This window comes from Polynucleobacter rarus, from assembly GCF_003072505.1.
GTDB classification, from domain to species: Bacteria; Pseudomonadota; Gammaproteobacteria; order Burkholderiales; family Burkholderiaceae; genus Polynucleobacter; species Polynucleobacter rarus.
This window is the reverse complement of sequence record NZ_NTGB01000001.1, coordinates 3,070,567-3,096,854: the sequence shown is the minus strand read 5'-3', so window position 1 is coordinate 3,096,854 and position 26,288 is coordinate 3,070,567. Positions and strand designations below refer to the sequence as shown.

25 protein-coding genes are annotated in these 26,288 nt (G+C 40.1%); 17 read left to right on the top strand and 8 right to left on the bottom strand.

The window, feature by feature from the left end:
• The first annotated feature begins 119 nt into the window (after positions 1 to 119).
• The 6 genes from AOC35_RS15135 to AOC35_RS15110 are packed head-to-tail and all read left to right on the top strand — an operon-like array spanning position 120 to position 7,605.
• Entirely contained in the window at positions 120 to 1,064 is a 945-nt protein-coding gene (locus AOC35_RS15135; RefSeq protein WP_108648559.1) for a bifunctional riboflavin kinase/FAD synthetase, read from the top strand.
• Positions 1,065 to 3,923 (top strand): isoleucine--tRNA ligase, encoded by a 2,859-nt coding sequence (gene ileS, locus AOC35_RS15130; protein WP_108648557.1) that lies wholly within the window; start codon positions 1,065 to 1,067, stop codon positions 3,921 to 3,923.
• Positions 3,924 to 3,972: 49 nt separating this feature from the next.
• On the top strand, positions 3,973 to 4,476 hold the full coding sequence (gene lspA, locus AOC35_RS15125) for a signal peptidase II (protein ID WP_108648555.1): 504 nt from the start codon (positions 3,973 to 3,975) through the stop codon (positions 4,474 to 4,476).
• Between the two features lie 2 nt (positions 4,477 to 4,478).
• The gene (gene coaBC / locus AOC35_RS15120; protein ID WP_108648553.1) at positions 4,479 to 5,738 is read left to right on the top strand and encodes a bifunctional phosphopantothenoylcysteine decarboxylase/phosphopantothenate--cysteine ligase CoaBC; all 1,260 of its coding nucleotides are present in this window, start codon (positions 4,479 to 4,481) and stop codon (positions 5,736 to 5,738) included.
• A 56-nt stretch (positions 5,739 to 5,794) separates the two neighbouring features.
• Positions 5,795 to 6,244, top strand: a complete 450-nt coding sequence (gene dut, locus AOC35_RS15115) for a dUTP diphosphatase (RefSeq protein ID WP_108648551.1) — start codon at positions 5,795 to 5,797, stop codon at positions 6,242 to 6,244.
• 53 nt (positions 6,245 to 6,297) lie between these two features.
• Positions 6,298 to 7,605 carry a dicarboxylate/amino acid:cation symporter gene (locus AOC35_RS15110; RefSeq protein WP_108648549.1) on the top strand — a complete coding sequence of 436 codons (1,308 nt, stop codon included), beginning with the start codon at positions 6,298 to 6,300 and terminating at the stop codon, positions 7,603 to 7,605.
• A 76-nt stretch (positions 7,606 to 7,681) separates the two neighbouring features.
• Here AOC35_RS15110 and clpA read toward each other — a convergent pair whose 3' ends face one another.
• Positions 7,682 to 9,982, bottom strand: coding sequence for an ATP-dependent Clp protease ATP-binding subunit ClpA (gene clpA / locus AOC35_RS15105; RefSeq protein WP_108648548.1), 2,301 nt, complete (start codon positions 9,980 to 9,982; stop codon positions 7,682 to 7,684).
• Positions 9,979 to 10,332 carry an ATP-dependent Clp protease adapter ClpS gene (gene clpS, locus AOC35_RS15100; protein WP_108648875.1) on the bottom strand — a complete coding sequence of 118 codons (354 nt, stop codon included), beginning with the start codon at positions 10,330 to 10,332 and terminating at the stop codon, positions 9,979 to 9,981. Before clpS ends, clpA begins: the two co-directional genes overlap by 4 nt.
• A gap of 391 nt (positions 10,333 to 10,723) precedes the next feature.
• On the opposite strand from clpS, the gene AOC35_RS15095 reads away from it, so the two are divergent.
• Positions 10,724 to 11,170 carry a DUF192 domain-containing protein gene (locus AOC35_RS15095; RefSeq protein ID WP_108648546.1) on the top strand — a complete coding sequence of 149 codons (447 nt, stop codon included), beginning with the start codon at positions 10,724 to 10,726 and terminating at the stop codon, positions 11,168 to 11,170.
• Between the two features lie 72 nt (positions 11,171 to 11,242).
• Here AOC35_RS15095 and ppnP read toward each other — a convergent pair whose 3' ends face one another.
• From ppnP to argF, 3 genes are read right to left on the bottom strand one after another with little or no spacing between them, the layout of a single operon-like run.
• Entirely contained in the window at positions 11,243 to 11,548 is a 306-nt protein-coding gene (ppnP, locus tag AOC35_RS15090) for a pyrimidine/purine nucleoside phosphorylase (RefSeq protein ID WP_108648544.1), read from the bottom strand.
• 19 nt (positions 11,549 to 11,567) lie between these two features.
• Entirely contained in the window at positions 11,568 to 12,797 is a 1,230-nt protein-coding gene (locus AOC35_RS15085) for an argininosuccinate synthase (RefSeq protein ID WP_108648542.1), read from the bottom strand.
• 12 nt (positions 12,798 to 12,809) lie between these two features.
• Positions 12,810 to 13,766 carry an ornithine carbamoyltransferase gene (gene argF, locus AOC35_RS15080; protein WP_108648540.1) on the bottom strand — a complete coding sequence of 319 codons (957 nt, stop codon included), beginning with the start codon at positions 13,764 to 13,766 and terminating at the stop codon, positions 12,810 to 12,812.
• A gap of 145 nt (positions 13,767 to 13,911) precedes the next feature.
• Between argF and AOC35_RS15075 the strand changes: the two genes are divergently transcribed.
• Positions 13,912 to 14,211, top strand: a complete 300-nt coding sequence (locus AOC35_RS15075) for a DUF3579 domain-containing protein (protein ID WP_108648538.1) — start codon at positions 13,912 to 13,914, stop codon at positions 14,209 to 14,211.
• Positions 14,212 to 14,278: 67 nt separating this feature from the next.
• Here AOC35_RS15075 and rpsT read toward each other — a convergent pair whose 3' ends face one another.
• Positions 14,279 to 14,554, bottom strand: a complete 276-nt coding sequence (gene rpsT, locus AOC35_RS15070) for a 30S ribosomal protein S20 (protein ID WP_108648536.1) — start codon at positions 14,552 to 14,554, stop codon at positions 14,279 to 14,281.
• Between the two features lie 179 nt (positions 14,555 to 14,733).
• On the opposite strand from rpsT, the gene murJ reads away from it, so the two are divergent.
• Together murJ and AOC35_RS15060 are read left to right on the top strand one after the other, a co-directional pair.
• A complete protein-coding gene (gene murJ / locus AOC35_RS15065; RefSeq protein ID WP_108648534.1) occupies positions 14,734 to 16,293 on the top strand; it encodes a murein biosynthesis integral membrane protein MurJ in 1,560 nt (519 codons plus the stop codon).
• A 4-nt stretch (positions 16,294 to 16,297) separates the two neighbouring features.
• Positions 16,298 to 17,140: a SirB1 family protein gene (locus AOC35_RS15060; protein ID WP_108648532.1), complete on the top strand. Its 843-nt coding sequence runs from the start codon at positions 16,298 to 16,300 to the stop codon at positions 17,138 to 17,140.
• Positions 17,141 to 17,175: 35 nt separating this feature from the next.
• Here the strand turns inward: AOC35_RS15060 and AOC35_RS15055 are convergent, their stop codons facing one another.
• Positions 17,176 to 17,817, bottom strand: coding sequence for a VTT domain-containing protein (locus AOC35_RS15055; RefSeq protein WP_245898534.1), 642 nt, complete (start codon positions 17,815 to 17,817; stop codon positions 17,176 to 17,178).
• 55 nt (positions 17,818 to 17,872) lie between these two features.
• Here AOC35_RS15055 and mutL point away from each other — a divergent pair, with 55 nt between their 5' ends.
• Together mutL and miaA are read left to right on the top strand one after the other, a co-directional pair.
• Positions 17,873 to 19,711, top strand: coding sequence for a DNA mismatch repair endonuclease MutL (mutL, locus tag AOC35_RS15050; protein WP_108648528.1), 1,839 nt, complete (start codon positions 17,873 to 17,875; stop codon positions 19,709 to 19,711).
• Between the two features lie 2 nt (positions 19,712 to 19,713).
• Complete coding sequence (gene miaA, locus AOC35_RS15045; RefSeq protein ID WP_108648527.1) at positions 19,714 to 20,715, top strand: tRNA (adenosine(37)-N6)-dimethylallyltransferase MiaA; 1,002 nt, start codon at positions 19,714 to 19,716, stop codon at positions 20,713 to 20,715.
• Here miaA and purM read toward each other — a convergent pair.
• Positions 20,712 to 21,773: a phosphoribosylformylglycinamidine cyclo-ligase gene (gene purM / locus AOC35_RS15040; protein ID WP_108648525.1), complete on the bottom strand. Its 1,062-nt coding sequence runs from the start codon at positions 21,771 to 21,773 to the stop codon at positions 20,712 to 20,714. The two genes, miaA and purM, sit on opposite strands and share 4 nt — an antisense overlap.
• A gap of 53 nt (positions 21,774 to 21,826) precedes the next feature.
• Here purM and AOC35_RS15035 point away from each other — a divergent pair, with 53 nt between their 5' ends.
• From AOC35_RS15035 to folK, 5 genes are read left to right on the top strand one after another with little or no spacing between them, the layout of a single operon-like run.
• Positions 21,827 to 22,819, top strand: coding sequence for an AI-2E family transporter (locus AOC35_RS15035; RefSeq protein WP_108648523.1), 993 nt, complete (start codon positions 21,827 to 21,829; stop codon positions 22,817 to 22,819).
• A gap of 15 nt (positions 22,820 to 22,834) precedes the next feature.
• Entirely contained in the window at positions 22,835 to 23,566 is a 732-nt protein-coding gene (locus tag AOC35_RS15030) for an HdaA/DnaA family protein (RefSeq protein WP_108648521.1), read from the top strand.
• A 2-nt stretch (positions 23,567 to 23,568) separates the two neighbouring features.
• A complete protein-coding gene (locus tag AOC35_RS15025) occupies positions 23,569 to 24,264 on the top strand; it encodes a histidinol-phosphatase (protein WP_108648519.1) in 696 nt (231 codons plus the stop codon).
• The gene (gene pcnB, locus AOC35_RS15020) at positions 24,261 to 25,697 is read left to right on the top strand and encodes a polynucleotide adenylyltransferase PcnB (protein WP_108648517.1); all 1,437 of its coding nucleotides are present in this window, start codon (positions 24,261 to 24,263) and stop codon (positions 25,695 to 25,697) included. Before AOC35_RS15025 ends, pcnB begins: the two co-directional genes overlap by 4 nt.
• A gap of 45 nt (positions 25,698 to 25,742) precedes the next feature.
• Complete coding sequence (folK, locus tag AOC35_RS15015; protein WP_108648515.1) at positions 25,743 to 26,261, top strand: 2-amino-4-hydroxy-6-hydroxymethyldihydropteridine diphosphokinase; 519 nt, start codon at positions 25,743 to 25,745, stop codon at positions 26,259 to 26,261.
• Positions 26,262 to 26,288 lie beyond the last annotated feature (27 nt).

Sequence of the window (26,288 nt, the reverse complement as noted above, 5' to 3'; positions counted from 1 at the left end):
TTTACTTTCACAATCAGTTCGAATATCCAATTTTACTATGCCTATCTGCCAAAAGTGGATTTTAAAAATCAGCAACAAATCGATCACTTCATTCATTTCTAATATAATTACTAGCAATTGTGAAAGTATTCCGCGGAACTCCCCCCTCTATAATTCATGCCCCTTGCGCTTTAACCATTGGCAATTTTGATGGTGTGCATCAGGGACATCAGGCATTATTAAAAAGACTGAGTTCTTACGCAGAGGACAATGATTTAAAAACTTGTGTTTTAACTTTTGATCCGCACCCTAAGGAATTTTTTACACCAAGTCATGCACCTAGTCGAATCTATAGTCTGCGCGATAAGCTGTTAGCTCTCAAAGATTGTGGGATTGATCAGGTGGTAGTTGAGCACTTCAATGCTAATTTTGCAAAAATCACCGCCGATGAGTTTGTGGAAAAAATCCTAATTCAAGGCCTGAATGCTAAATACATTGTGGTGGGCGATGATTTTCATTACGGCTCTAAAAGACTAGGAAATTTTGAAACATTGAGTGCTGCAGGGAAAATTTTTGGTTTTGAAGTCCAGTCTGTTAATTCCGTTTTGGATAATCAGAAGCAGAGAATCTCTAGTACCGCGATTCGAACGGCACTTAAACTGGGTGATTTAGAAACTGCAAGAAAATTACTCGGAAGGCCCTATGCTTTTACTGGTCATGTGCAGCATGGTAAAAAACTAGGCAGAACAATTGGCTTCCCTACCCTTAATTTGGCGGTCTCTAAGGAGAGTCATAAAACACCTCCGGCAACAACGGGTATTTTTATCGCTCAAGTACATGGTTTGCATGAAAACCCTTTGCCAGCCGTTGCGAGCTTGGGGGTTCGCCCGACGGTTGAGGATCAAGGTCGAGTTTTACTTGAGACACATATTTTCAATTTTAATGAAAATGTCTATGGCAAATTAATCAAAGTAGAATTGATAGAGAAATTGCGTGATGAAGCAAAATACCCCAATTTAGAAGCATTGCAAGAAGCCATTCATGCAGATGCTCAAGCTGCAATTAATTACTTTAAGAATATTTAAATGTCTGAAAACCAATACCCCGTTAATCTTCTCGATACCGAATTTCCAATGCGAGGCGATCTCCCCAAAAGAGAGCCTAAATGGATTCAAGAGTGGCAAGAAAAAAAGATTTATCAATTAATTAGAAAAGCGCGGGCGGGTAAGACGAAGTTCGTTCTGCACGATGGTCCGCCTTACGCAAACGGTAATATTCATATCGGTCATGCTGTTAATAAGATTCTAAAAGACATGATTGTTAAGAGTCGTACCTTAATGGATTTCGATGCGATCTATGTACCCGGGTGGGATTGCCACGGTATGCCAATCGAAATTCAAATTGAAAAAAAGTTTGGTAAGAACCTAGCAACCGCTGAAGTGCAAGCAAAAGCGAGAGCTTACGCTACTGAGCAGATTGCCTCTCAAAAAGAAGACTTTAAACGCTTAGGCGTGCTCGGAGATTGGGATCATCCTTATCTCACAATGGACTTTGTCAATGAAGCCAATGAGTTACGCGCACTTGCGAAGATTATGGAAAAAGGCTATGTTTTTCGTGGCTTAAAACCGGTCAACTGGTGTTTTGATTGCGGCTCTGCACTTGCCGAAGCTGAGGTGGAATATCAAGACAAAACGGATCCAGCAGTTGATGTTGGTTTTGAATTTCAAACTGAACAGTTTTCAGAAATTGCCCGTATCTTTGGTTTAACTAGTTTGCCTGAAAAAAAGGGCTCGATTGTTATTTGGACAACTACTCCATGGACCATTCCTTCGAACCAAGCATTAAACGTTAACCCAGAAATTGAATATGCATTAGTTGATACGCCCGCTCAAATGTTGATCTTAGCGAAAGATCGCGTTGAGCATTGTTTAGAAACTTATGGCTTGACAGGAGAGGTACTAGGGGTATGTAAGGGTAACGCTTTAACAACTCTTCAATTTAAGCATCCATTGTTTAATAGTGATCCAGGCTATCAAAGAATTGCTCCCGTATATTGCGCCGACTATGTTACAACCGAAAGTGGCACGGGGATTGTTCACTGTGCTCCGGCCTATGGTGATGAAGATTTTAAATCCTGTAAGGCAAATGGTATGGTTGATAAAAACATCATTAATCCGGTAATGGGTAATGGTGTTTATGCGTCAACTCTCCCTTTATTTGGCGGTCAATTTATCTGGAAAGCAAATCCAATCATCGTTGAGGCTTTAAGTGCAGCAGGATCACTAATCCACGTATATCAATTTGCGCATTCCTATATGCATTGCTGGCGTCACAAGACACCCATCATTTATAGAGCTACCTCCCAATGGTTTGCCAGCATGGATAAAACTCCAATGGATCATGGAAAATCCCTAAGAGAAGCTGCACTTGCTGGGATTGAAGCAACGAACTTTTTTCCTGCGTGGGGCAAACAACGCCTTCACAGCATGATTGTGAACCGTCCTGACTGGACATTGTCACGTCAACGTCAATGGGGTGTACCAATGGCGTTTTTTGTACACAAGGAAACGGGTGAGCTTCACCCAGATACTCCTATACACATGGAAAAAATTGCCCAACTCATTGAAAAAAATGGCATTGAGGCTTGGCAAACTGTCCACACAGAAGAGTTTTTAGGAAGTGATGCGGATTTATATGAAAAAAATAGAGATACGCTCGATGTTTGGTTTGATTCCGGGACAACCCATTGGCACGTTTTAAGGGGATCACACGCCGACACCTTTGCGGATGAAAGCCAGTCTCAACCTGAAACACGATTGGCAGATCTTTATTTAGAAGGTTCTGATCAGCATCGTGGTTGGTTTCATTCATCACTGCTAACCGGTACGATGTTAGATGGCAAACCTCCATACAAAGCCCTTTTGACGCACGGCTTCACAGTGGATGGTCAAGGTAGAAAGATGAGTAAGTCCTTGGGTAATGTCATCGTACCCCAAGAAGTTGCAAACAAGATGGGTGCTGAAATCATTCGCTTATGGACTGCATCTACGGATTACTCTGGTGAGATGACTATCTCGGATGAAATTCTCAAACGTGTGGTTGAAAGTTATCGTCGCATTCGGAATACTCTGCGTTTTTTACTTGCCAACTTAAGTGATTTTGATCCGAGTAAAGATACGATTAAACTTGAAAATCTACTCGAAATTGACCAGTACATGTTGAGTCTAAATGCACAAGTTCAAGAAGAGATTATTGATGGGTTTTTAAGATACGATTTCCATCATGTAGTTACAAGACTGCTTTCCTATTGCTCTGAAGATCTCGGTGGCTTTTATTTAGACATTCTGAAGGATCGTTTGTACACCTCAGCCCCTAACTCAGTCGCTAGAAGATCAGCACAGACCGTTCTATATCAAATAACGGCATCTTGTTTACGCTGGATGGCGCCAATTCTTTCCTTTACTGCTGAAGAAGCTTGGCAAGTCTTTCATCCGAGTACTGCTAAAGAATCTACGATCTTTACAGAAATCTATGAAAAACTTTCTATTCCAAATAATTCTGCAGAATTAATTACGAAGTGGCAAATCATTCGCGAAGTTAGGCAAGAAGTCACTAAATCGATTGAATTAGAAAGATCTGCGGGAAAAGTTGGATCTTCCTTACAAGCCGAAATCGAAATTCATGCGCCTAAAGAACAAGCAAACGTTTTGAGTTCTATCGCAGATGACTTAAAGTTTGTAATGATTACCTCTGCCGCAAAAGTGCAAGTTCAGGACGATGTTGGCACTCCTTTATCTGTTGCAGTAAGAGCTTCAGCACATCAAAAGTGTGACCGTTGCTGGCATTACAGAATTGACGTTGGGCAAAATAAAGAGCATCCTACCCTGTGTGGTCGTTGTGATGAAAACTTATTTGGTCAGGGTGAAAAGAGGGTTTTTGCGTAATTGTCGGCTAGCAAGTAATTTATTCCATTAAAGGTATTTTAGGTAGAAAATGGCAAAAAGAGGTTATCAGTCCAATCAAAGTAAGCCCTTCCTGTTGTGGATTGGGTTATCTATTGTCGTGATTATCCTCGACCAAATTAGTAAGTTAGTTGTTCTAGATACAATTCCGCATCGAAGTAGTATTCGAGTCAATGACTTTTTAAATTGGGTATTAGTTTTCAATCCTGGGGCGGCATTTTCTTTTCTGGCTGATGGCGCTGGATGGCAGAAGTGGTTTTTTATAGCAATCGGAATCATAGCGACCATCGTCATGATTTGGTTATTGTTTCGACATGCTCAGCAAAGCATTTTTTGCTTTTCTATCTCCATGATTCTGGGCGGAGCGGTAGGTAATCTTATTGATCGTTTTACCCACGGCGCGGTAGTCGATTTTATTGATGTTTATTATCGCCAGTATCATTGGCCGGCTTTCAACGTGGCCGATAGTGCTATTACTTTAGGAACTATCTTGTTAATTCTTGATGAGTTAAGAAGAGTTATTAAACAAAGGTAAACATGCTTGATACCCCAAATGAATTCTCTCTTCATCAGAAAAAAATTCTCTTAGGTATCACTGGTGGGATTGCGGCATACAAAACCCCTGAGCTCGTCAGAGCATTAATCAAAGAAGGGGCAACCGTACAAGTAGTCATGACTAGGGCGGCAACACAATTTGTGACGCCAACGACGCTGCAAGCAGTAAGCGGCTTACCTGTATTTGTTAGCCAATGGGATGATCGAATCTCAAATGGCATGCCCCATATTGAATTATCCAGAGATGCCGATTTAATTCTAGTCGCTCCTGCGAGTGCTGATTTCATGGCAAAACATTCACTAGGTCTAGCGGATGACCTTTTATCCACGTTATGTCTAGCAAGAGGCCATGAAATAAATGGCATCATTAAAGACTGTCCTTTGGTCATGGTACCCGCGATGAACCGACAAATGTGGGAACATCCTGCAACACAAAGAAGCGTTGATCGATTAAAAATTGATAACGTAACGTTATTAGGTCCAGCTAGTGGTGCTCAGGCTTGTGGTGAAGTGGGTATGGGGCGAATGCTTGAACCCTCTGAGATTTTAGAGGGTGTTATTGCCTTTTTTCAACCCAAGTTACTCAATGGTTATAAAGTCCTCATAACGGCTGGTCCAACCTATGAACCGATTGACCCTGTCAGAGGTATTACCAACTTAAGTTCAGGGAAAATGGGCTTTGCTATTGCAAGAGCGGCCCTAGAAGCAGGCGCTCAAGTTCACTTGGTGAGTGGGCCAGTATCACTGGCCACACCTCTTGAGTTTACTGGTAAGGTAATCCGAACCAATGTTCAAACCGCTAAAGAGATGATGACTGTGGTGGAAAATTCACCATGTGATATTTTCTTTAGTGTCGCAGCTGTAGCGGACTGGACAATTAAAAATAGACAGTCACAAAAAATTAAAAAAACTTCGGATTCGAGCCTACCCGTTCTGGAGTTTGAATTAAATCCTGATATTTTGGCAACTATCGCCAACTCAACTAACCATCCAAAGCCATTTTGTGTTGGCTTTGCGGCTGAATCTGAAAATATTGAAGAGTACGCCCAACAAAAACGACTTAAAAAAAATCTCCCAATGTTAATTGCTAACCATGGTCCGAGTACCTTTGGTAAAGACGAGAACCAAGTCAGTTTAATTGATGAGAATGGCATAAAGCCAATCCAAGCAAGGGATAAACTATCGATTGCAAGAATTATTATTTCAGAGTTGTCCTTAAGATTGCACCGCAAAAATAATTGATATAAAAAAATTTGACTAAAAATCACTATTTCATACAAATCACTTAGGATATAAAGATGCAAAAATTGCAAGTCAAAATACTAGATGAAAGAATGCGTGAAATGCTTCCTACCTACGCAACCAAAGGTAGTGCAGGCTTAGACCTACGCGCATGTCTTGATGAGGCAGTGGAAATACAGCCTGGTCAAACAATTCTTGTGCCAACAGGCTTGTCTATTTTTGTAGCGGACCCTAATTATTGTGCCCTAATCTTACCTCGTTCGGGTCTTGGTCATAAGCACGGTATTGTTTTAGGTAACTTAGTAGGCTTAATTGACTCTGACTATCAAGGACAGTTAATGGTCAGTACTTGGAACCGGGGTCAGCAGCCCTTTAAATTAGAACCCATGGAAAGATTAGCTCAGTTAGTTATCGTCCCGGTTGTTCAAGTGGAGTGGGATTTGGTTGACGAGTTTGAGTCGAGTGATCGTGGAGTTGGAGGTTTTGGTAGTACCGGTAAAAAATAATTAGAAATTCGTTAAGTGTATTTCAAAAAAATAATCAGAGACAGGATGAATAAATGAAGAAAATATCAGCAACGGCTTGGATTTTAATTTCCATGTCCTTAGGAATTGTCGTTGGATATTTAATCAATTCCCAAATTCAAGATAAAGATCAGATTAAATTATTAGCCGATAACTTCTCTATTCTTTCAGAAGTTTTTTTAACGCTTATCAAAATGATTATTGCCCCCCTTGTATTTTCAACCCTAGTGGTTGGTATTGCACATATGGGAGACGCGGCAGCGATTGGTCGAGTATTTTTTAAGTCCTTAGCTTGGTTTTTGAGTGCTTCACTGATTTCTTTAATATTAGGCTTAATCTTTTCCAATATTATGCAACCAGGTGCTAATTTAAATTTCCCGATACCTGATGCGCATTTGAGTGCGAATTTAGCAACTTCAGAATTCACTTTTCATGACTTTATCAAGCATCTAATCCCTAAATCATTTATCGATGCGATGGCCAAGAATGAGATTTTACAGATCGTCGTATTCTCCATTTTCTTTGGTATTGCCATGGCTTCATTGGGTGAAAAAATGAAATATCTGGTCAAAAGCATCGATGAGCTCTCTCATGTGATGCTGAAAATCACGACCTATGTCATGAAGTTTGCCCCGATCGCAGTCTTTGCCGCGATGGTCTCAACAGTAGCTGTCAATGGCCTCGGAATTCTGGCTGATATGGCTATTTTCATGGTCGATTTTTACGTTGCATTATTCTGTTTGTGGCTCGTCTTAATTTTTGCAGGTTTTATCTTTTTAGGGCCCAGAATCAAAGATTTACTGATCAATATCAAAGAAGCATTTTTGATTTCATTTGCCACGGCAAGCTCTGAAGCCGCTTATCCTAAAATTCTGGATGCATTGGATCGTTTTGGTGTGAATCGTAAAATTTCTAGCTTTGTAATGCCATTAGGATATTCCTTTAACCTTGACGGCTCGATGATGTATTGCACTTTTGCCACGCTATTTATCGCTCAAGCTTACGGTATGCACATTCCAATCGGCACACAAATCACTATGTTACTCGTGCTCATGCTCACATCAAAAGGCATGGCGGGCGTTCCTAGAGCATCGTTAGTAGTCATTGCAGCAACTTTAAATCAATTTGGTATTCCAGAGGCAGGATTGTTGATGATCCTAGGGGTTGACACTTTTCTGGATATGGGTCGTTCTGCAACCAATGCAGTCGGTAACTCTATCGCATCAGCAGTGGTTGCAAAATGGGAAGGCGGACTATTATCTAAAGAAGATGCTGCAATTAATGCCCAATTAATTGAAAATGAGGCGCAAAGCAAAGTCCATTCCATGCCTAACGAAGTATAGGTATTTTGAAGGATTAACAGTGCATTTCTTAAACGCCCCCTAAATGGAATTTAATCCTATCTAGGGGGATTTCAAACTAGTTTTCTTCTGTGATCTCAGGCGTTGCAATCTTACCCTTAGAAGTTGCTGAGCGAATATCTAGTTGAACTTCATCTTTATCATTGATATCAACCGTCACTGTTCCACCTTGCACTAGACGTCCAAATAACAACTCATCAGCTAAAGCTTTACGAACTGTATCTTGGATGAGACGTTGCATTGGTCGGGCACCCATGAGCGGATCAAAACCTTTTCTCGCCAAGTATTCACGCAGTCCAGTTGAGAAGGTTGCATCCACTTTCTTTTCATGCAATTGCTCTTCAAGTTGCATGAGGAACTTATCAACAACTCTCAGAATAATCGATTTATCTAGGGCTCTGAAAGAAACGATTGCATCAAGACGATTTCTGAACTCAGGCGTAAACATCCGCTTGATATCAATCATCTCATCTCCGGCTTCACGTGGATTTGTAAAGCCAATCGTTGACTTATTCATCGTCTCTGCGCCAGCATTAGTCGTCATGATAATGATGACGTTTCTAAAATCTGCTTTACGTCCGTTATTATCAGTTAAGGTGCCATGGTCCATTACTTGTAATAAGATGTTGAAAATATCCGGATGGGCTTTTTCAATTTCATCGAGTAAAAGAACACAATGTGGCTTTTTATTGATGCCTTCGGTTAGCAATCCACCTTGATCAAATCCAACATATCCTGGAGGGGCACCAATTAAACGGCTGACAGCATGACGCTCCATATATTCTGACATATCAAAGCGCATTAGTTCTACACCCATGATGAATGCTAACTGTTTCGCTACTTCTGTTTTACCAACGCCCGTAGGTCCAGAAAATAGGAAGGAACCAATCGGCTTATCAATATTTCCTAGACCAGCTCTAGCCATCTTAATCGATGCAGCAAGTGCTTCGATAGCGGGGTCTTGACCAAAGACAACACTCTTTAAATCACGATCTAAAGTTTGTAATTTACTGCGATCATCTACGCTAACTGACTGTGGAGGGATCCTAGCAATTTTCGAAACGATATCTTCAATTTCTACACGGCTGATTGTTTTCTTTTGTTTGGACTTTGGCAATATGCGTTGTGCCGCTCCCGCTTCGTCAATCACGTCAATCGCTTTATCAGGTAGTTGACGATCATTAATATAACGAGCAGAAAGTTCAGCAGCAGCACTTAAAGCACTTTGAGAATATTTAACACCGTGATGTTCTTCAAAACGCGATTTTAAGCCACGTAAAATTTGCACGGTTTGATCAATTGTTGGCTCTAGTACGTCAATCTTTTGGAAACGTCTTGAGAGTGCAGCGTCTTTTTCAAAAATACCACGATACTCAGTGAAAGTAGTTGCACCAATACACTTCAACTGACCGCTAGACAATGAAGGTTTTAGTAAATTACTTGCATCCAAAGTACCCCCAGATGCTGCTCCAGCGCCAATCATCGTGTGAATTTCATCGATGAATAAAATTCCGTGCGGATTTTCTTTTAATGCTTTTAAAACACCTTTTAAGCGCTGTTCAAAATCACCGCGGTATTTAGTTCCAGCGAGCAATGCTCCCATATCTAAAGAATAAACTGTCGCTTCTTTTAGAATATCTGGCACCTCTTTTTGCGTAATTCTCCAAGCTAATCCTTCAGCAATCGCAGTCTTACCAACACCTGCTTCGCCAACGAGCAAAGGATTATTTTTTCTTCTACGGCAAAGAATCTGAATTACGCGCTCTACTTCATGCTCGCGCCCAATTAACGGATCTATTTTCCCTTGTTTAGCTAATAGATTCAGGTTTTGCGTAAATTGTTCTAAAGGACTATCTTTACCATTAGCAGTTGCTGACTCTTCAGTATCACTTTGGTGTTCTTGCTTAGCCGGTTCAGCTTGATCTTTTCGAATACCATGACTAATAAAATTCACTACATCGAGTCGAGTAATTCCTTGTTGTTGCAAATAATAAACTGCGTGAGAATCTTTTTCACCGAAAATAGCCACTAATACATTGGCTCCTGTAACTTCCTTTTTTCCACTTGAAGTAGATTGCACGTGCATAATTGCGCGCTGAATAACCCTTTGAAAACCCAAAGTTGGTTGTGTATCCACTTCATCTGAGCCAGGCACGATAGGCGTATTATCGTTAATAAAATTTTTGAGGAGTGTTCTTATATCGCCAACATTTACAGCACAGGCCTTTAAAACCTCCACTGCAGTGGCATTATCAAGTAATGCGTAAAGTAAGTGTTCAACCGTAATAAATTCGTGTCTAGCAGCTCTAGCATCCACAAAAGCCATATGCAAACTTACTTCTAATTCTTGCGCGATCATACTTCCTCCATCATGCACTGCAAAGGGTGACCCGATTTACGGGAAATTTCTACTACTTGATCAACTTTAGTCGCTGCTACATCGTGTGTGTATATTCCACAAACCCCTTTACCTTCCATATGTACCTGCAACATAATTCGGGTGGCAGTTTCTTGATCCTTATGAAAGAACTCCTGAATAACCATCACTACAAATTCCATTGGCGTAAAGTCGTCATTTAATAAAACAACTCGATACAATGAAGGCGGCTCTACTTTTTGTACTTCACGGTCCATTACAACGGAACGACTATCATCCCCGTTGGGCTTCATGGGTATTGCGGCGTAGATTAAATTTTTACTCAATTTCATATTCATACATCAATTCTACTCATTTATCTATTTGCTAGTATTTTTCAGCCTATTTGTAGTACTTTTTATCAAAAATATTACTTTTTTCTTATTTAATCTACTTTAAATAAAAAAACCTTTTGAAGAGATTATATTCGTAGATACTATTAAAAATAACCTAGGAATTCAACACCTACAGAAATTTCAAAAACTCCAACTTGCTCCGCTAGAACATCAAAAACATCACCACTATTTAGATGTCAGGAATCAAAACGAGCCACAAAATATCTTTACAAATTATAAAATTAATAACGTAATATTACAGTTCCAAACTTTGGGTTTTTTACCAGTCGTAAGTATTTGTTTTACATTAATCAATATATTAATCCTTTCATTCCCATAAAATTAAAAAATGATCCCTCATCTCAAACAAATTAAAGTTCTCTTACCATTAATTGGTTTTATTTTTATAAAGTCTCAGGCAGTTGCTGCTGCTCTCCCTGTAATTGAGTTAAAAATTGGTAAAACAGCTATTCAAGCAGAGGTTGCTTCTACTCCGTCGTCTCAACAGTTGGGCTTAATGTACCGGAAAGAATTAGCTACCAATGCTGGAATGTTGTTTATATTTAATGAAAAAGCGGGTCACTGCTTTTGGATGAAAAATACTTTAATCCCTCTATCCATTGCTTTTTTAGAAGATGATGGAAAAATTATTAATATCGAAGAAATGTTACCGCAGACCGAAGAAAATCATTGCCCCATAAGGCCAACTCGATTTGCTTTAGAAATGAATAGTGAGTGGTTTAGTAATAGAAAATTTATGCCTGGCATGGTGGTAAATGGCTTACCTAAATTCTAACTAAGGCGAAACAATAAACTACTTACCTCAAAGAATTATCAACCTTTCTTTGAGGTATTGGTTCTGAAAGTCTTATCCGAAATGACACACGTAGTGCACTGGCTCTTCAGCACGAATCGTGAAATAACCGCCTGCTTCAACTTCCCAACTTGATGCTGGAGCGTATGCTTGTTCGGAACCACCATTAATACTTACAAAAGCAGTACCGTCAATTACTTCCATGACTTCTTTAGTAGATAAATCAAAGCGAAGGGTACTTGGCAAAATAACTCCGACTGATTTTCTAGTTCCGTCAGCTAAGGTTACGGTGTGCGAAACACACTTGCCATCAAAAAAAACATTCGCTTTTTTTCCAACTGTAACTTGTTCAAAATTCATTTTTTTAGTTCCTCTTTTATTATTTCAATCTTTTACGTCTAGCAATTTCGGCAATCCGCATTCTGAGAGCATTGAGTTTAATAAAACCTCCCGCATCAGCCTGATTGTATGCTCCGCCATCATCATCAAAAGTTGCAATGTTCATATCGAATAAAGTATTAACTGAATCTCTAGAAACCACAGAAACAGATCCTTTATAAAGTTTCAGTCTTACAAAACCATTGACCATTAATTGGGTATGATCAATTAAAGTTTGAAGAGCAATTCTTTCTGGTGACCACCAATAGCCGTTATAAATGAGGCTTGCGTAGCGCGGCATGAGATCATCCTTTAGATGTGCAACTTCACGATCTAATGTGATACTTTCGATGCCACGGTGCGCTTTTAAAAGAATTGTACCGCCAGGTGTTTCATAACAGCCGCGGCTCTTCATGCCCACAAAACGATTTTCAACCAAATCTAAACGCCCAATCCCGTGCTTACCACCGAGACTATTAAGCTGGGTTAGCATTTCTTTTGGTCCTAATGCTTGGCCATTGATGGAGACAGGATCGCCCTTTGAAAATTCAATATCAATAAATTCCGGTTGATCTGGTGCACTTTCTGGTGAAACTGTCCAACGCCACATCGACTCTTCAGCTTGTGCATTTGGATTCTCAAGGTGTCTACCTTCAAAGCTAATATGTAATAAATTCGCATCCATTGAATAAGGTGCACCACCTTGCTTATGCTTCATTTCCACCGGAATATCATGTTTTTCAGCGTATGCTAATAATTTCTCTCTAGACAATAGATCCCACTCTCGCCATGGAGCGATCACTTTAATACCGGGTTCTAAGGCGTAGTAGCCAAGTTCAAATCGAACCTGGTCATTACCCTTGCCTGTCGCACCGTGAGAAACTGCATTAGCATTGGTTAAACGAGCAATTTCTATTTGGCGCTTAGCGATTAATGGCCTGGCAATTGAAGTACCTAATAAGTACTCGCCTTCATAAATAGTATTGGCACGGAACATCGGAAATACAAAGTCACGAACAAACTCATCTCGTAAGTCATCAATAAAAATGTTCTCTGGTTTGATACCAAATTTAATTGCCTTTGCGCGAGCTGGTTCTAATTCCTCACCTTGGCCAAGATCTGCTGTGAACGTAACGATTTCACAATGATAGGTATCTTGTAACCATTTAAGAATAACGCTGGTATCTAAACCACCTGAATATGCTAATACAACTTTTTTAATATCTTCCATCGTCTTTACCAATTAATTTAATTTGCCACACAATAAAAATTCCATCAAAGCCTTCTGAACATGCAAACGGTTCTCAGCCTCTTCCCAAACAATACTTTGCGGACCATCAATGACCTCCGCTGACACTTCCTCACCACGGTGGGCAGGTAAACAGTGCATAAACAGTGCATCTGGTTGAGCCGCTGCCATCTTTTCTGAATCAACGATCCAATTTGCAAATGCGGTTAACCGGACACTATTTTCTTGCTCATATCCCATGCTTGTCCAAACATCAGTTGTCACTAAGTGCACACCAACGCAAGCATCTTTGGGATTTTTAAATTGTTTTAAGTGACTTTTTTCCAAATCACTGAGTCTAGTTGTATCTATCTCATATCCAGGAGGGCCTGAGAAATGCAAATCAAACCCTAAAATTGCAGCGGCCTGTATCCATGTATACGCCATATTGTTTGCATCACCAATCCATGCAACCTTTTTACCTTGGATTGTCCCTCTTGTTTCATGAAAGGTAAAAACATCCGCTAACACTTGGCAAGGATGATATTCATTTGTCAAACCATTGATCACCGGCACCCTTGAATTAGCAGCAAAGCGCTCCAAAATTTCTTGGCCAAAAGTACGAATCATAATAATATCCGTCATTCTTGAGATGACTTGCGCAGCATCTTCAACGGGCTCGCCTCGACCAAGTTGTGTATCTCTGGTGTTCAGGTAAACAGCATGTCCCCCTAACTGGTGCATTCCCGCCTCAAAAGATAACCTTGTTCTTGTAGAGTGCTTCTCAAAAATCATGGCAAGTGTTCTATCATGTAAAGGATGCCATGTTTCATAGGCTTTGAATTTGTCCTTTAAAACCTTTGAACGATTTAAAATATACTCGTATTCACTTGCATTGAAGTCAGAAAATTGAAGGTAATGACGCAGGGGTAAAGAAACTTTGGGCAAGTGGTTGTCAGCTGATGTATTCATTTTGTATCCAAAAATCTATTGTATTCAATCGTAAATTTACCCAGAATTTCTTAAGATTAACCTTAAATTCATTACCTATTCTAATTTGAAAACTATACTTCGATTAAACCTTAATCTCTAATATCTGGAAGAACTAAAAAAATCCATGACGACCAAACAATATTTAATTCATGGTGTAACTATTCATGGTAAAACTTTTAGGCCTAGCGATTGGGCTGACCGTTTATGCGGAGTAATGTCTAGATTCAGACCATCAACAGACCATAACGATCCTAAGTACACCTATTCACCCTACGTTTGCCCTGAAATGATTGCAAATATTAAGTGTGTTGTTGTCGATGAAAGGCTTCGAGATATTGATCCGAGAGCCTTGGACTTTGTTCTTAACTTTGCAAAAGATAACGAACTAGTTTTAACAGAAATGTGCGAAATTCCCATTAAATAACGATAAAAAACCCAACTGAAACTAAAAAGTCCGCATGTGCGGACTTTTTCAGTTTATCCAAGCCAATTTAACCGTTAGCAACAGCCATTGATTTAATTGCTGCAGATAAACGTGATTTTTGACGGGCTGCAGTATTCTTGTGAACAATTTTCTTGTCCGCAATCTTATCAATCGTGGATTGAGCTGCTAAAAATACTTTAGCTGCAGTTTCCTTGTCGCCAGCTTCTACTGCTTTGCGAACTGATTTAATTGCTGTTCTTAAACGTGAACGTAAGCTTGAATTGTGAGCGTTTAATTTGACTGCTTGACGTGCACGCTTACGAGCTTGAGCTGTATTTGCCATAGTTAACTCTTATTTCTCTTAAAAAATCTAATGTAAGTAATTGATAAATTCAAAATCTTGCTGATTTATTAGTTCTCTTACGATTTTAATTAAAATAATCGCTGGAAAACTTGTAATCCACAATTATATATTAATAAATAGTATTTGACTACTCCCTTTAATTAAAGGGAAAATAACTCGTGAATCTTTTAACCTCCGCCGCAAAAGTTAGTAGTATGACCATGTTATCCCGGGTTTTGGGATTGGTCAGGGAAACCCTCATAGCCAGGGCGTTTGGTGCATCGGAAATGACTGACGCATTCAATGTGGCGTTTAGACTACCAAACTTACTTCGCAGATTATTCGCCGAGGGCGCTTTTTCTCAGGCTTTTGTACCCATTCTGAGTGAATCCAATACAAAATTTGGTCCAAAAAGAAGTAAACAGATCATTAATGTGGTCTCTACCCTCTTATTTTGGGCACTGTTACTAGTCGTTTTACTTGGAGTTGTTTTTACGCCTTTTTTAGTTTTATTCGTTGCTTCAGGCTTTAAAAATCAGGGAACTTTCGAATTAAGCGTAGTTTTAACCAGAATCATGTTCCCATATATTGGCTTTATTTCGATGGTTTCACTTGCGGCAGGCATTCTTAATAGCAATAAGCGGTTTATGATCCCTGCCTTTACTCCAGTTTTACTCAATTTGGGGATGATTTTAGGTGCTTTATATATTGCACCTCAACTATCTACCCCAATTTATGGTCTCGCAATTGGTGTCATGGTAGGAGGTGTTCTTCAACTACTCTTGCAAATACCAGCGCTGCTGAAGATAGGCATGCTCCCGCAAATTGGTATTTCTTACAGAGCAGTGAAGTCAGCGATGTGCGATCCCGATGCTAAAAGAGTTCTTAAATTAATGGGACCTGCCGTTTTTGCGGTTTCGGTTAGTCAAATATCCCTCATTATTAATACGAATATTGCATCCCATTTGGCTACTGGAAGTGTCTCTTGGCTTACTTACGCAGATCGATTGATGGAATTTCCTACAGCACTTTTAGGTGTGGCTGTTGGCACAGTATTGCTACCTAGCCTCAGCAAAGCGAACGCAGCAGCTGATTATGAACAAGCCGGAAAGTTGATTAACTGGGGAATTCGTTTAACTTTTTTGATTGCAACTCCGGCCGCGATTACCCTTTTTATTTTTGGCGAACCTCTCGCGACCTCACTTTATCATTATGGAAAGTTTAGTAGTCACGATGTTGCGATGACCACTGTTGCTCTTCAAGCATATGGAGTTGGCTTAATCGGGTTGATTCTAATTAAAGTATTAGCCCCAGGTTTTTACGCCAGACAAGATATTAAAACGCCAGTCAAAATTGGCTTACTCGTTCTTGTAGTAACTCAAATATCCAATTATATTTTTGTGCCATACCTCCAACATACTGGGCTTGCTTTATCGATTGGTATTGGTGCATGTATTAACGCACTCTTACTTTGGGTGGGCCTTTATCGGCGAGGCGTAATGCAATATGGTGAGCAGCAGTGGGGGCGATTCTTTTTGAGATTATCCATTGGCGTTGGCATGTTTGGGGCTGTATTGCATGTTGGGGCTAATTATCATGATTGGATCGATCTTCAAGCAAATCCGCTCAGCAGAATTTTCTTAATGATGGGCTGGGGTACTTGTGCCGTTATTGTTTATTTCTTTACTCTGTGGATAATAGGCTTTAAGTTCAAAGAATTTTTACGCCATTCTCACTAAATTTATGCCGACAACACACTTAGATTATTTTACGTCTTTGGTCGCGGAAGATTCTCACTTCCCATTGACTGAAGCAACAATTGCTATAGGTCAACACGCCTTTCCGGATTTGGATGTCCAAGCAGTCATGGATAACATCGATACGATGGTAGTAAAACTGCAACAAAGATTTACTCCTGAAACGAGTAATTTGCAAAAGTTACAACATCTAAAGCATTTCTTTTTTACAGAAATGGGTTTTGGGCTAAATACAAATGATTACTATGATCCAGAAAATTCTTATTTACACAGCGTTCTACGAAGCCGTCGTGGAATTCCAATTTCATTAGCGATCATCATCATTGAATTAGGGACACAAATTGGATTAACCATCAAAGGGATTTCCTTTCCTAATCACTTTCTAGTTCGTATTTCATTACCTCAAGGTGAAGTAGTCATGGACCCAACAACAGGTTCGTCATTATCAAAAGTTGAATTACAAGCGATGTTAGACCCCTATTTAGAGGCACAGGGATATCGCAATGAGTTAAGCTTGCCATTAAGTCTATTTCTAAGAAGTTCTGGACCCCGTGAAATTCTGTCTAGATTTTTACGAAATTTAAAAGCTATTTATAGTCATGCAGACCGATGGGAAAGATTACTTAGCATTCAACAACGAATCGTAATTTTATTGCCGAATGAAATCGAAGAAATTAGGGATCGTGGTTTAGCTTATGCCCAACTAGATTACTTAAGGCCAGCGGTTGCAGACTTAGCAAAATATTTAGAGAGCATACCAGATGCGAAGGATGCATCTGAAATCAGAGAGCAACTAGCTGATATCGAGAAAAGCCTCAAATTCCACTAAATAATTTCAGTAAAACTGAATTTTAGTAGATAACTTTATCTTTTTTGATTAAAAATGGATTTGATAATCTTAAAAAATCCGGCTATGGTCAAAGGTACTACCGCCGCACCAATCCCTATAACCACAATTAAATCTAAATTGTCACGGATACCAGGTAAATTTCCAAAAAAGTAACCGCAGATAGTTAAGCTAAGACTCCAAAGACAGGCTCCAGCAACGTTAAATAGCTGAAACTTCGTAAAAGTCATGCCAGAAATCCCTGCCACAAACGGTGCAAATGAGCGCACAATTGGCAGAAAGCGAGCTAGGATAATTGTTTTCCCACCATGCTTTTCAAAAAATCCATGCGTTCGTAACAGCGCTTTTTGGTCAATCCATTTGGCGCTGGTAATGTCAATCTTAGTAACCAAGTATTGACCAACCCAATAATTGACTGTGTTACCTGCAATCGCCGAACCAATAATTAAAGCATTTAAGAGGACGATATTTAATTGTCCTGAGGCGCAATAAGCCCCGGCTGTAAAGAGAAGGGTATCACCTGGTAAAAAAGGGAAAATAACAAAACCAGTTTCAGCAAAAATAATACCGCTAAGAATACCGTAAGTCCACGTACCATACTCACCAATGTGATCACCGATGTGCATAATAGTTTGAAAGATTGAGATGATTTGTTCCACCGCACGATAATAACATTTAAGTATTAAATGTCCACAATCATGAGAAAATAATCTTATGGATATAAAACCGATAGAAGAACTTTCCGATCGCTTAATCAGTCAGATTGCTGCTGGTGAAGTGATTGAACGTCCTAGCGCAGTAGTCAAAGAACTTTTAGAAAATTCCGTTGATGCTGGCTCTCTAGCAATAGAGATAAGGTTAGAAGAAGGTGGTATTCAGCGTATTGTGATTACAGATGACGGGCAAGGAATTCCCGCCAAAGAGTTATTACTGGCCGTGAAACGACACGCTACTAGTAAGATCACCAGTCTAGAAGATTTAGAATCCGTTCTAACTATGGGATTTCGGGGAGAAGCATTAGCGTCCATTGCCTCAGTGTCCAAGTTAAGTATTACAACAAAAACGATCCTAGACGATCATGCTTGGAAATTAACCCACCCCAGTCACGAAATCTTGCCAGCGGCAGGAACTCAGGGATGTCGGATTGATGTTGAAGACTTGTTTTACAACACACCAGCTCGCAAGAAGTTTCTAAAATCGACGACGACTGAACTAGGCCATTGCATTGATGCAATTAAACGCGTGGCTTTAGCCAATCCGCAAATTGGTTTTGCGGTTTGGCACAACGGGAAGCCACTCCATCGATGGTTAATTGGTAGCTTAGAAACGAGAGCTAATGAAATTCTTGGCGCAGAATTCCAAGCGGCACAACTTGCTGTCGAAAACAGTTCTGAAATCATTTCTTTAACTGGTTTTATTGGGGCTCCCACTGCAAGTAGGGCCAGAGCTGACCAACAATTTATTTTTGTTAATCAACGCTTCGTCAAAGATAAGTTAATTAACCATGCTATCCGAAGTGCTTACCAAGATGTTTTACATGGTGATCGGCAACCTATCTTAGTTCTTTGTTTAAACATCCGTCCTGAATTAGTAGATGTGAATGTTCACCCTGCGAAAACAGAAGTTCGTTTCAGAGATAGTCGAGCCGTACATCAATTTATTTATCACAGTATTAAGGACCGTTTAGCTCGAGGTGCTGGACAGTCTCGTGACTCCAATCCCTCGGCATCTTCGCAAGTTAATGGGGCTAGTAGCGAGAGCATGGCTCCCACTCAATTACAAGCTGTGCCTACGCCCTACACTTTCAAAAATCTTTCGCAACCCCAATCTGTACAAATGTCTCTTTCCGTCAAAGATTCGATGCGGCAATTATTTTCCATACCTAATCCTGCTTTACAAAATACGATTGATCCTCAGTTTTCACAAGTTCATCAGGTCATCAGCCCTTCTCAAAATCTTTCCTCAGAAGATGAGTTTCCTTTAGGCAACGCCATTGCTCAATTGGCTGGAATTTATATTCTTGCTCAAAATAAGGCAGGTTTAGTGCTCGTGGATATGCACGCTGCCCATGAACGTGTTTTATATGAGCAGTTTAAAAAAGACATCGATCAACAAGTATCTATTCAAAACTTACTAGTGCCAATTGTTCTAAATATTAGCCAAGTTGAAATGGCTGCTGTAACTGAAAACCAAACTTTATTAAGTGATTTAGGTTTTGATATTAGTCCCATTGGTCCGGAGCAAATTAGCATTCGTAGCTTGCCAGCTTTGCTAAGTAGGTCAGAGCCAGCCATGCTGATGAAAGGTTTAATTACAGATTTGCATGAAATTGGTTCGGCACAACTAGTTGAGGCAGCAAAACATGAGCGATTAGCTTCTAAAGCCTGTCACAGTGCAGTAAGGGCGCATCGATTATTAACGATTCCAGAGATGAACGGCTTACTTCGGGAGATGGAAAATACAGATCGAGCCGACCAATGTAATCATGGCAGACCCACTTGGATTCAATTAAGTATCAATGATTTAGATAAATTATTTTTACGAGGAAGATAAGGTTGGAGTTACATCCGGAGCAAAATCCCGAGTCACACCCTCTAGCCAATTTAATCGCTATTGTTGGACCCACTGCTAGTGGTAAAAGTGCTTTTTCAATGAATCTTGCTCACCAAGCAAGCAAGCAAGGTCAGGCGGTTGAAATCATCAGTATGGACTCAGCCTTAGTTTACCGAGGGATGGATATTGGGACTGCAAAACCTTCAATAGAAGAGCGTCTCATAGTTCCACATCATGGGATTGATATTTTGCACCCGTGGGAATCTTACTCAGCTGCGCAATTTGCTAAAGATGTCTTGATATGGGTACAAGAAATTCGTCAGCGTGGTGCAATACCTATTATCGTTGGCGGTACGATGCTGTACTGGCGAGCCCTTATTCAAGGTTTGAGCCAACTTCCTGCAACCACGCCAGAAATCAGACAATTAATCGAAGCAAGGGCTCTTGAACTAGGCTGGGCAGGCATGTATGAGCAATTAAAAAAAGTCGACCCCATTACTGCCAATCGTTTACCGGTCGGCGATACCCAAAGGATTGGTCGCGCCCTAGAGGTATTTGAAATAACCGGGTTACCCATGTCGGAGTTGATAGCAAAGTCGCCCTATAGTGAGTCAAGGGACGATGGACGGTTTCCGCATATGCTGGTTTCTTTTGAACCAATTGATCGTACTTGGCTTCACCACCGAATTTCTGAGCGTTTTGACCTCATGTTAAAAAGTGGTTTCCTAGATGAAGTGAGGACTTTGATGCAAATTCCCCAAGTTCATCCCGATTTACCCTCTATGAGATCAGTAGGATATCGGCAAGCTTGGGAATATCTCAGTGAGCAGATAAGTTATGAGCAGTTTGTTGAGGCTGGGACTGCAGCAACGAGGCAGTTAGGGAAGCGACAATTAACTTGGTTGAGAGCAATGCCTAGTAGGCATCTAGTAAATGCCCAAGATGTCAAAGCAATCCATCAAGCGACGATAGATTGCTTAGACTATTTGAGAATTAAAACCTAAATTACGATTGTTTGATGTGCGTCAATTGGTCTTTCAACAATGTCACCAATCGACCAAGCAGTTAAACCTGATTGTTTTAAGAATTGCAGGGCTTGATTCACATGGTCAGCACTCACCACAATTGCTAAGCCAATCCCACAGTTAAATACGCGGTGCATTTCTTCATCTGCGACATTACCACCCTTTTGTAACCAACTAAACAGAGCTGGCATTTGCCAAGCATCACGTTGAAGCACTGCTTGCACGTTATCAGGTAATACTCTAGGAATATTTTCAACTAGGCCACCCCCCGTAATATGTGCCATGCCTTTTATGTTTACATTTTTTAAAAGTTCTAAAACTGGTTTGACATATATTTGGGTAGGTTGCATAACTACTTCACGCAGTGTCTTGCCATCAAAACTATCCTCTGGCTTGGCATTGGTTCTTTCGATGATTTTACGAATTAATGAATAGCCATTTGAATGGGCTCCGCTTGAAGCCACACCGATAATTTTATCTCCAGGTAGTATTTGCTTACCGGTAATAATTTTTGATTTTTCAACTACACCGACAGCAAAACCAGCCAAATCATACTCTCCTTCAGGGTACATGCCAGGCATTTCAGCAGTTTCACCGCCAATCAAAGCACAACCAGCAATTTCACAACCCTTTGCAATACCACCAATCACCCGGGTTGCAACATCGACAGAAAGTTTGCCACAAGCAAAATAATCGAGGAAAAATAAAGACTCCGCACCTTGTACCAAAATATCATTCACACTCATGGCAACCAAATCTTGACCAACGGTGTCGTGAGCTTGCCACTCAAAGGCTAACTTCAATTTGGTACCTACCCCATCGGTGCCAGAGACTAAAACAGGCTCCTGGTAGCGTTTAGGTATTTCAAATAATGCTCCAAAGCCGCCAATGCCGGCCAAAACACCCTCGCGCATGGTTTTCTTTGCAAGGGGCTTAATTCTTTCAATTAAGGCATCGCCAGCATCAATATCAACCCCAGCATCCTTATAAGATAGCCCTTGGGCTTCATTTGCATTTAAATTTGATGGATTTGTCATAAAATTCCTCAGTACTCAGTAGAATGTAGAGATTCTAATGGAAGGTTGTGCTCATGTCCGAAATTTTGATGCCTTTTTTGGCAGCTTTTATATTTGCCTATATTTTGGAACCCTTAAAGGTTCGTTTAACAATTGCCAAAATCCCTGAGGGATTAGCAGCTTTAATCGCGGTACTCATTGGTATTCTTGCTGGGGCAATGATTGTCATTCTGCTATTAAACCTACTGCAACACGAAATACCTCAAATTAGGCAGCAGTTTCCCCAATGGATCGAAAGTTTTAAGTTGTGGGTTGCTCCAAAACTCGCTACGTTTGATATTGAACTAGATTGGAAAGATATTCAAGAACAAGCGACGGCTCAAATTACGACACAACTTTCCGATAATGCCAATACCGTTGTGACCAAATCTCTAAGTACTTTAATGAGATCCTCTGGTTCTATTCTTGGCTTTCTTGCCAACATTGTTTTAGTTCTTTTTGTGCTTTTCTATTTACTTTTAGAGTGGGATCACTTTTTTAAGAAGCTTGGACGTATCATTCCGAAGAAATTACAATCCACTATTTTTCCACTTGCCATCGAAGTTGACACTTTACTTTCTCAATACCTGCGTGGTCAAATTTTAGTAATGTTATTACTTTCAGTACTTTATAGTCTGGGTCTTTATCTGATCGGCGTTAAGAGCGCTATAGCCCTCGGCACTTTTACGGGGCTAGTTGCCTTTATTCCTTACGTGGGTTTCATGGTAAGTTTATGCTTGTCTTTGCTTGCTGCGCTATTGCAATTTGGGGGCGGCAATGAAATTTTATTGGTGCTACTACTATTTTCAGTCGGGCAAGTATTGGAAGGGTTTTACTTAACACCTCGCCTAGTGGGAGAGAGGATTGGATTGCATCCGGTTGCAGTTCTGTTTGCATTGATGGTTTTTGGTAAATTATTTGGCTTTTTAGGAATTTTGTTGGCTTTTCCAATGTCTGCAATTTGTTTGGTAGGGTTGCGTTTTTTAAAGCAGAAGTACTTAAGTAGTCAATGGTATAAAACAAATTAGACCTTTGACTTTTCTATGAACTCTCCGCAATTTACTTTAGATATATTGACTTCACCTGAGCCAAGCTTAGATAATTTTATTCTGCCGGCCTTAATAGACTCGCCTCAAGTTAGCATTCTTGAGGTTTTAAAACAGATTCAAGCATTTTTAAAAGTGCACCAACCAGTTTCAGTTGATTGGAATTTAATTTATGTTTGGGGCCCCTCAGGTAGTGGCAAATCGCACTTACTCATGGCCATGCAAAAATTTTATGCTGCTTTAGGATTGCCCCATCTTTACCTAACAAGTCAGCATCATGATTGGCAATTTGCTGATATTCAAACAGGACCTAATTGCTCTGCTTATTTCATTGATGATGTCGAAAGCCTGAATACTTCTGAGGTCAACCAGTTATTTAAATTACTGGTTGATCATAAAAACGTCCCAGAAAAATTAATTTTTGTGAGTGGTTCCAAATCAAGTCATCATTTAAAAATTCGTGACGATATTTCCTCTAGATTATCAAGTGGTCTGAACTTTGAACTGAGCTTTTTAACGGATGCTGAGAAAATTTTTGCGCTTCAAGAGCTCATCAAAGCAAGGGGTTTAAACATCGCTCCAGACCTACCTCATTGGTTGTTAACCCACTTTTATCGGGATCTCCCAAGTTTAATCAGTATCATAGAGGCTGTAGACCATTACTCTTTACAAACAAAAAGACCAATAACATTACCATTATTAAAAGAATTACTCCATTCAACAACTTAAAAATGTCTTCTGTATATCACTCCATTGCCCTTTTTGACCTCGATCACACCTTGTTACCGATCGATAGTGATCATGAATGGGGTCGGTTCTTGGTTCGCCTTGGAGTGGTTGATGGCGCCTATTATGAACAAGAAAATGAGCGTTTTTATAACGATTACAAAGCTGGTAAGCTCGATATTTATGGCTTTTTGCAATTTGCCTTAAAGCCTTTGGCTAGCCATTCTAAAGAAACTCTCGATCAATGGCATCACCAGTTTATGCAAGAGGTGATTGAGCCTAATATTCGTTCAGAGGCACTTTCATTGGTGAAAAAACATCAGGACTTAGGCGATCTATGTTGTGTTGTAACCGCCACCAATAGTTTTGTTACTAGACCCATTGCAGAGCGTTTCGGAATTTCACATTTAATTGCTACGGAACCTGAAATCACGTCACCTCATCAACCCATTGCCTTCACTGGAAATGTCTCAGGCCTGCCAAATTTTAGAGAAGGCAAAGTTACCCACGTAGAGTCTTGGTTAACACGTCATGACCTATCCTGGGATACTTTGCAGAAAAGTTATTTTTATTCCGACTCAATGAATGATCTGCCATTGCTTGATAAGGTTCAAGTCCCTATAGCCACAAATCCAGATGCGAGATTACGACAGCTTGCGATAGACCGGAATTGGCAAATATTAGAATTGTTTAACCAATGATTTCAAAAATAATTCGAAAAATTCTTGGTAAACCCGTCAAAAAGTCTGTAAATGGTCCAACGAGTGGTAACGACTTACAACCTAAAAAAATCACTGTAAAAGTCCACCAGATTGATCCAAAGCTTATTTCACCGAATGCTATTAAGGTCACCCAAACCCTTCAACAAGCTGGATACAAAGCATATATCGTGGGTGGGGCTGTACGCGATCTAATTCTTGGCATTAAGCCGAAGGATTTTGATGTTGCGACTAATGCTACCCCAGATCAAGTTCAAGCTCTATTTAAAAAATCTCGTGTCATTGGTAAACGCTTTCAAATTATTCATGTCACTTTTTACAATAATTCCAGTCATGCTAGAGATCGAATGGAAATTATCGAAGTTTCAACTTTTAGGGCTTTATTAGTGGAAACTGGCAAACATATTGCCAACTCTGGACGTGTATTAAGTGACAATGTATGGGGCTCCCAAAGTGAAGATGCAACTCGCCGAGATTTTACAATTAATGCCATGTTTTACGATCCAAGCACCCAAGTAGTGCTCGATTACCATGGTGGTATGGCCGATATCGCTTCTAGAGTTCTGCGAATGATTGGGGATCCGGCGACGCGATATCGAGAAGACCCTGTAAGGATGCTCAGAGCGGTTCGTTTTGCTGCAAAAACCGGATTTACTTTAGAACAAAACACCCTAGAACCGATTTCTCAATCCGCTAGCTTAATCCATGATGTGCCGGGAGCTAGATTATTTGATGAAATGTTAAAGCTATTAATGTCTGGTCATGCTTGGTCAAGTATGACCAAATTAAGAGAGGTTGGACTAGATCAAGGTCTGTTACCCATGCTCGATGTCATTTTGGAACAGTCTGATCAAACCAGTTTTGCTAAGCTTGCTTTAGACAGAACGGATGAACGGATTCTGCAAGGAAAATCGATCTCACCAGGATTTTTATTTGCTGCTCTTTTATGGCATCAGGTTGAGCAACAATGGAAGCTCAATATAAAAGGTGGTAAACCCAGTATTGTTTGTCTTAACGAGGCAATTGATGAAGTACTGAGTGCGCAAAGAGAGGTTTTTGCCATTCAGCGTCGATTTGAAACAGATATGCGTGAAATTTGGAGTTTGCAACCTCGCTTTGAAAAACGGGTGGGGAAAATGCCCTACCGATTATTAGAATCAGCTCGTTTTAGAGCTGGCTATGATTTTCTTTGTTTGCGATGTCAGGTAGGTGAATTGCCAAGTGAGCTTTCTACATGGTGGGAAAACTTTCAAAATGGCTCACTGGAAGATCGTGAAAAACTCTTAGTTGATGTAAAAAGTGAGCGATCACCTTCAACAAGTGACATGCCAGGCAAGTCTCGTCGACGCCGACGCCGAGGTGTTAAGGGTAAAGAGGCCTTAGAAAATGATGACCAGTCTCAGCAATCTTTTTAGAAATTGATTAAAGTAGTAAGTTGGTAAGATTATAGGATTTAAATTATGGCAAGAGCCTACATAGGACTTGGTGGAAATATCGGGGATTCGAGACAAATACTGACAGATGCCGTTGTCTGCCTCGCTCAGTTTCCTTCGATTTCAATCACTGCCAGAAGTTGTTTTTATATTAGCGCCCCTGTACAAGCTTTAGGTGGTGACTATGTAAATAACGTTATTTCAGTGGATACTGATCTTGATCCTCTCGTTTTACTTCGGCTTTGTCAGTCTGTGGAACAACGTTTTGGTCGTGAACGTCCGTACGAAAATGCTCCTCGAACATTAGATATTGATATCTTAATGTATGACAATATCACGCACAATACACCTGAGTTAATTCTCCCCCATCCTCGCATTACCGAACGGATGTTTGTCCTACTGCCTTTACTTGAAATTGATAGTGAAATTGAATTGCCAAATCATGGTAAGTTGAAGGATAAATTACCAGATCTTTCCTGGCAAAAAATCGAAAAACTCCCTAATAAATATTGCCCAAATTCTATGGGGTCTAATTTGTCACACTAGTAAAAATTTTAGGTATAGTGGTGTTTT

Coding starts and splice junctions, on each gene's coding strand:
- AOC35_RS15035 (WP_108648523.1), top strand. CDS start 21,827: ATGTCCGAAATTTTGATGCCTTTTTTGGCAGCTTTTATATTTGCCTAT.
- ileS (WP_108648557.1), top strand. CDS start 1,065: ATGTCTGAAAACCAATACCCCGTTAATCTTCTCGATACCGAATTTCCA.
- AOC35_RS15075 (WP_108648538.1), top strand. CDS start 13,912: ATGACGACCAAACAATATTTAATTCATGGTGTAACTATTCATGGTAAA.
- AOC35_RS15030 (WP_108648521.1), top strand. CDS start 22,835: ATGAACTCTCCGCAATTTACTTTAGATATATTGACTTCACCTGAGCCA.
- coaBC (WP_108648553.1), top strand. CDS start 4,479: ATGCTTGATACCCCAAATGAATTCTCTCTTCATCAGAAAAAAATTCTC.
- pcnB (WP_108648517.1), top strand. CDS start 24,261: ATGATTTCAAAAATAATTCGAAAAATTCTTGGTAAACCCGTCAAAAAG.
- rpsT (WP_108648536.1), bottom strand. CDS start 14,554: ATGGCAAATACAGCTCAAGCTCGTAAGCGTGCACGTCAAGCAGTCAAA.
- argF (WP_108648540.1), bottom strand. CDS start 13,766: ATGAATACATCAGCTGACAACCACTTGCCCAAAGTTTCTTTACCCCTG.
- AOC35_RS15085 (WP_108648542.1), bottom strand. CDS start 12,797: ATGGAAGATATTAAAAAAGTTGTATTAGCATATTCAGGTGGTTTAGAT.
- ppnP (WP_108648544.1), bottom strand. CDS start 11,548: ATGAATTTTGAACAAGTTACAGTTGGAAAAAAAGCGAATGTTTTTTTT.
- purM (WP_108648525.1), bottom strand. CDS start 21,773: ATGACAAATCCATCAAATTTAAATGCAAATGAAGCCCAAGGGCTATCT.
- AOC35_RS15110 (WP_108648549.1), top strand. CDS start 6,298: ATGAAGAAAATATCAGCAACGGCTTGGATTTTAATTTCCATGTCCTTA.
- lspA (WP_108648555.1), top strand. CDS start 3,973: ATGGCAAAAAGAGGTTATCAGTCCAATCAAAGTAAGCCCTTCCTGTTG.
- folK (WP_108648515.1), top strand. CDS start 25,743: ATGGCAAGAGCCTACATAGGACTTGGTGGAAATATCGGGGATTCGAGA.
- AOC35_RS15060 (WP_108648532.1), top strand. CDS start 16,298: ATGCCGACAACACACTTAGATTATTTTACGTCTTTGGTCGCGGAAGAT.
- dut (WP_108648551.1), top strand. CDS start 5,795: ATGCAAAAATTGCAAGTCAAAATACTAGATGAAAGAATGCGTGAAATG.
- clpA (WP_108648548.1), bottom strand. CDS start 9,982: ATGATCGCGCAAGAATTAGAAGTAAGTTTGCATATGGCTTTTGTGGAT.
- AOC35_RS15095 (WP_108648546.1), top strand. CDS start 10,724: ATGATCCCTCATCTCAAACAAATTAAAGTTCTCTTACCATTAATTGGT.
- mutL (WP_108648528.1), top strand. CDS start 17,873: ATGGATATAAAACCGATAGAAGAACTTTCCGATCGCTTAATCAGTCAG.
- clpS (WP_108648875.1), bottom strand. CDS start 10,332: ATGAAATTGAGTAAAAATTTAATCTACGCCGCAATACCCATGAAGCCC.
- AOC35_RS15025 (WP_108648519.1), top strand. CDS start 23,569: ATGTCTTCTGTATATCACTCCATTGCCCTTTTTGACCTCGATCACACC.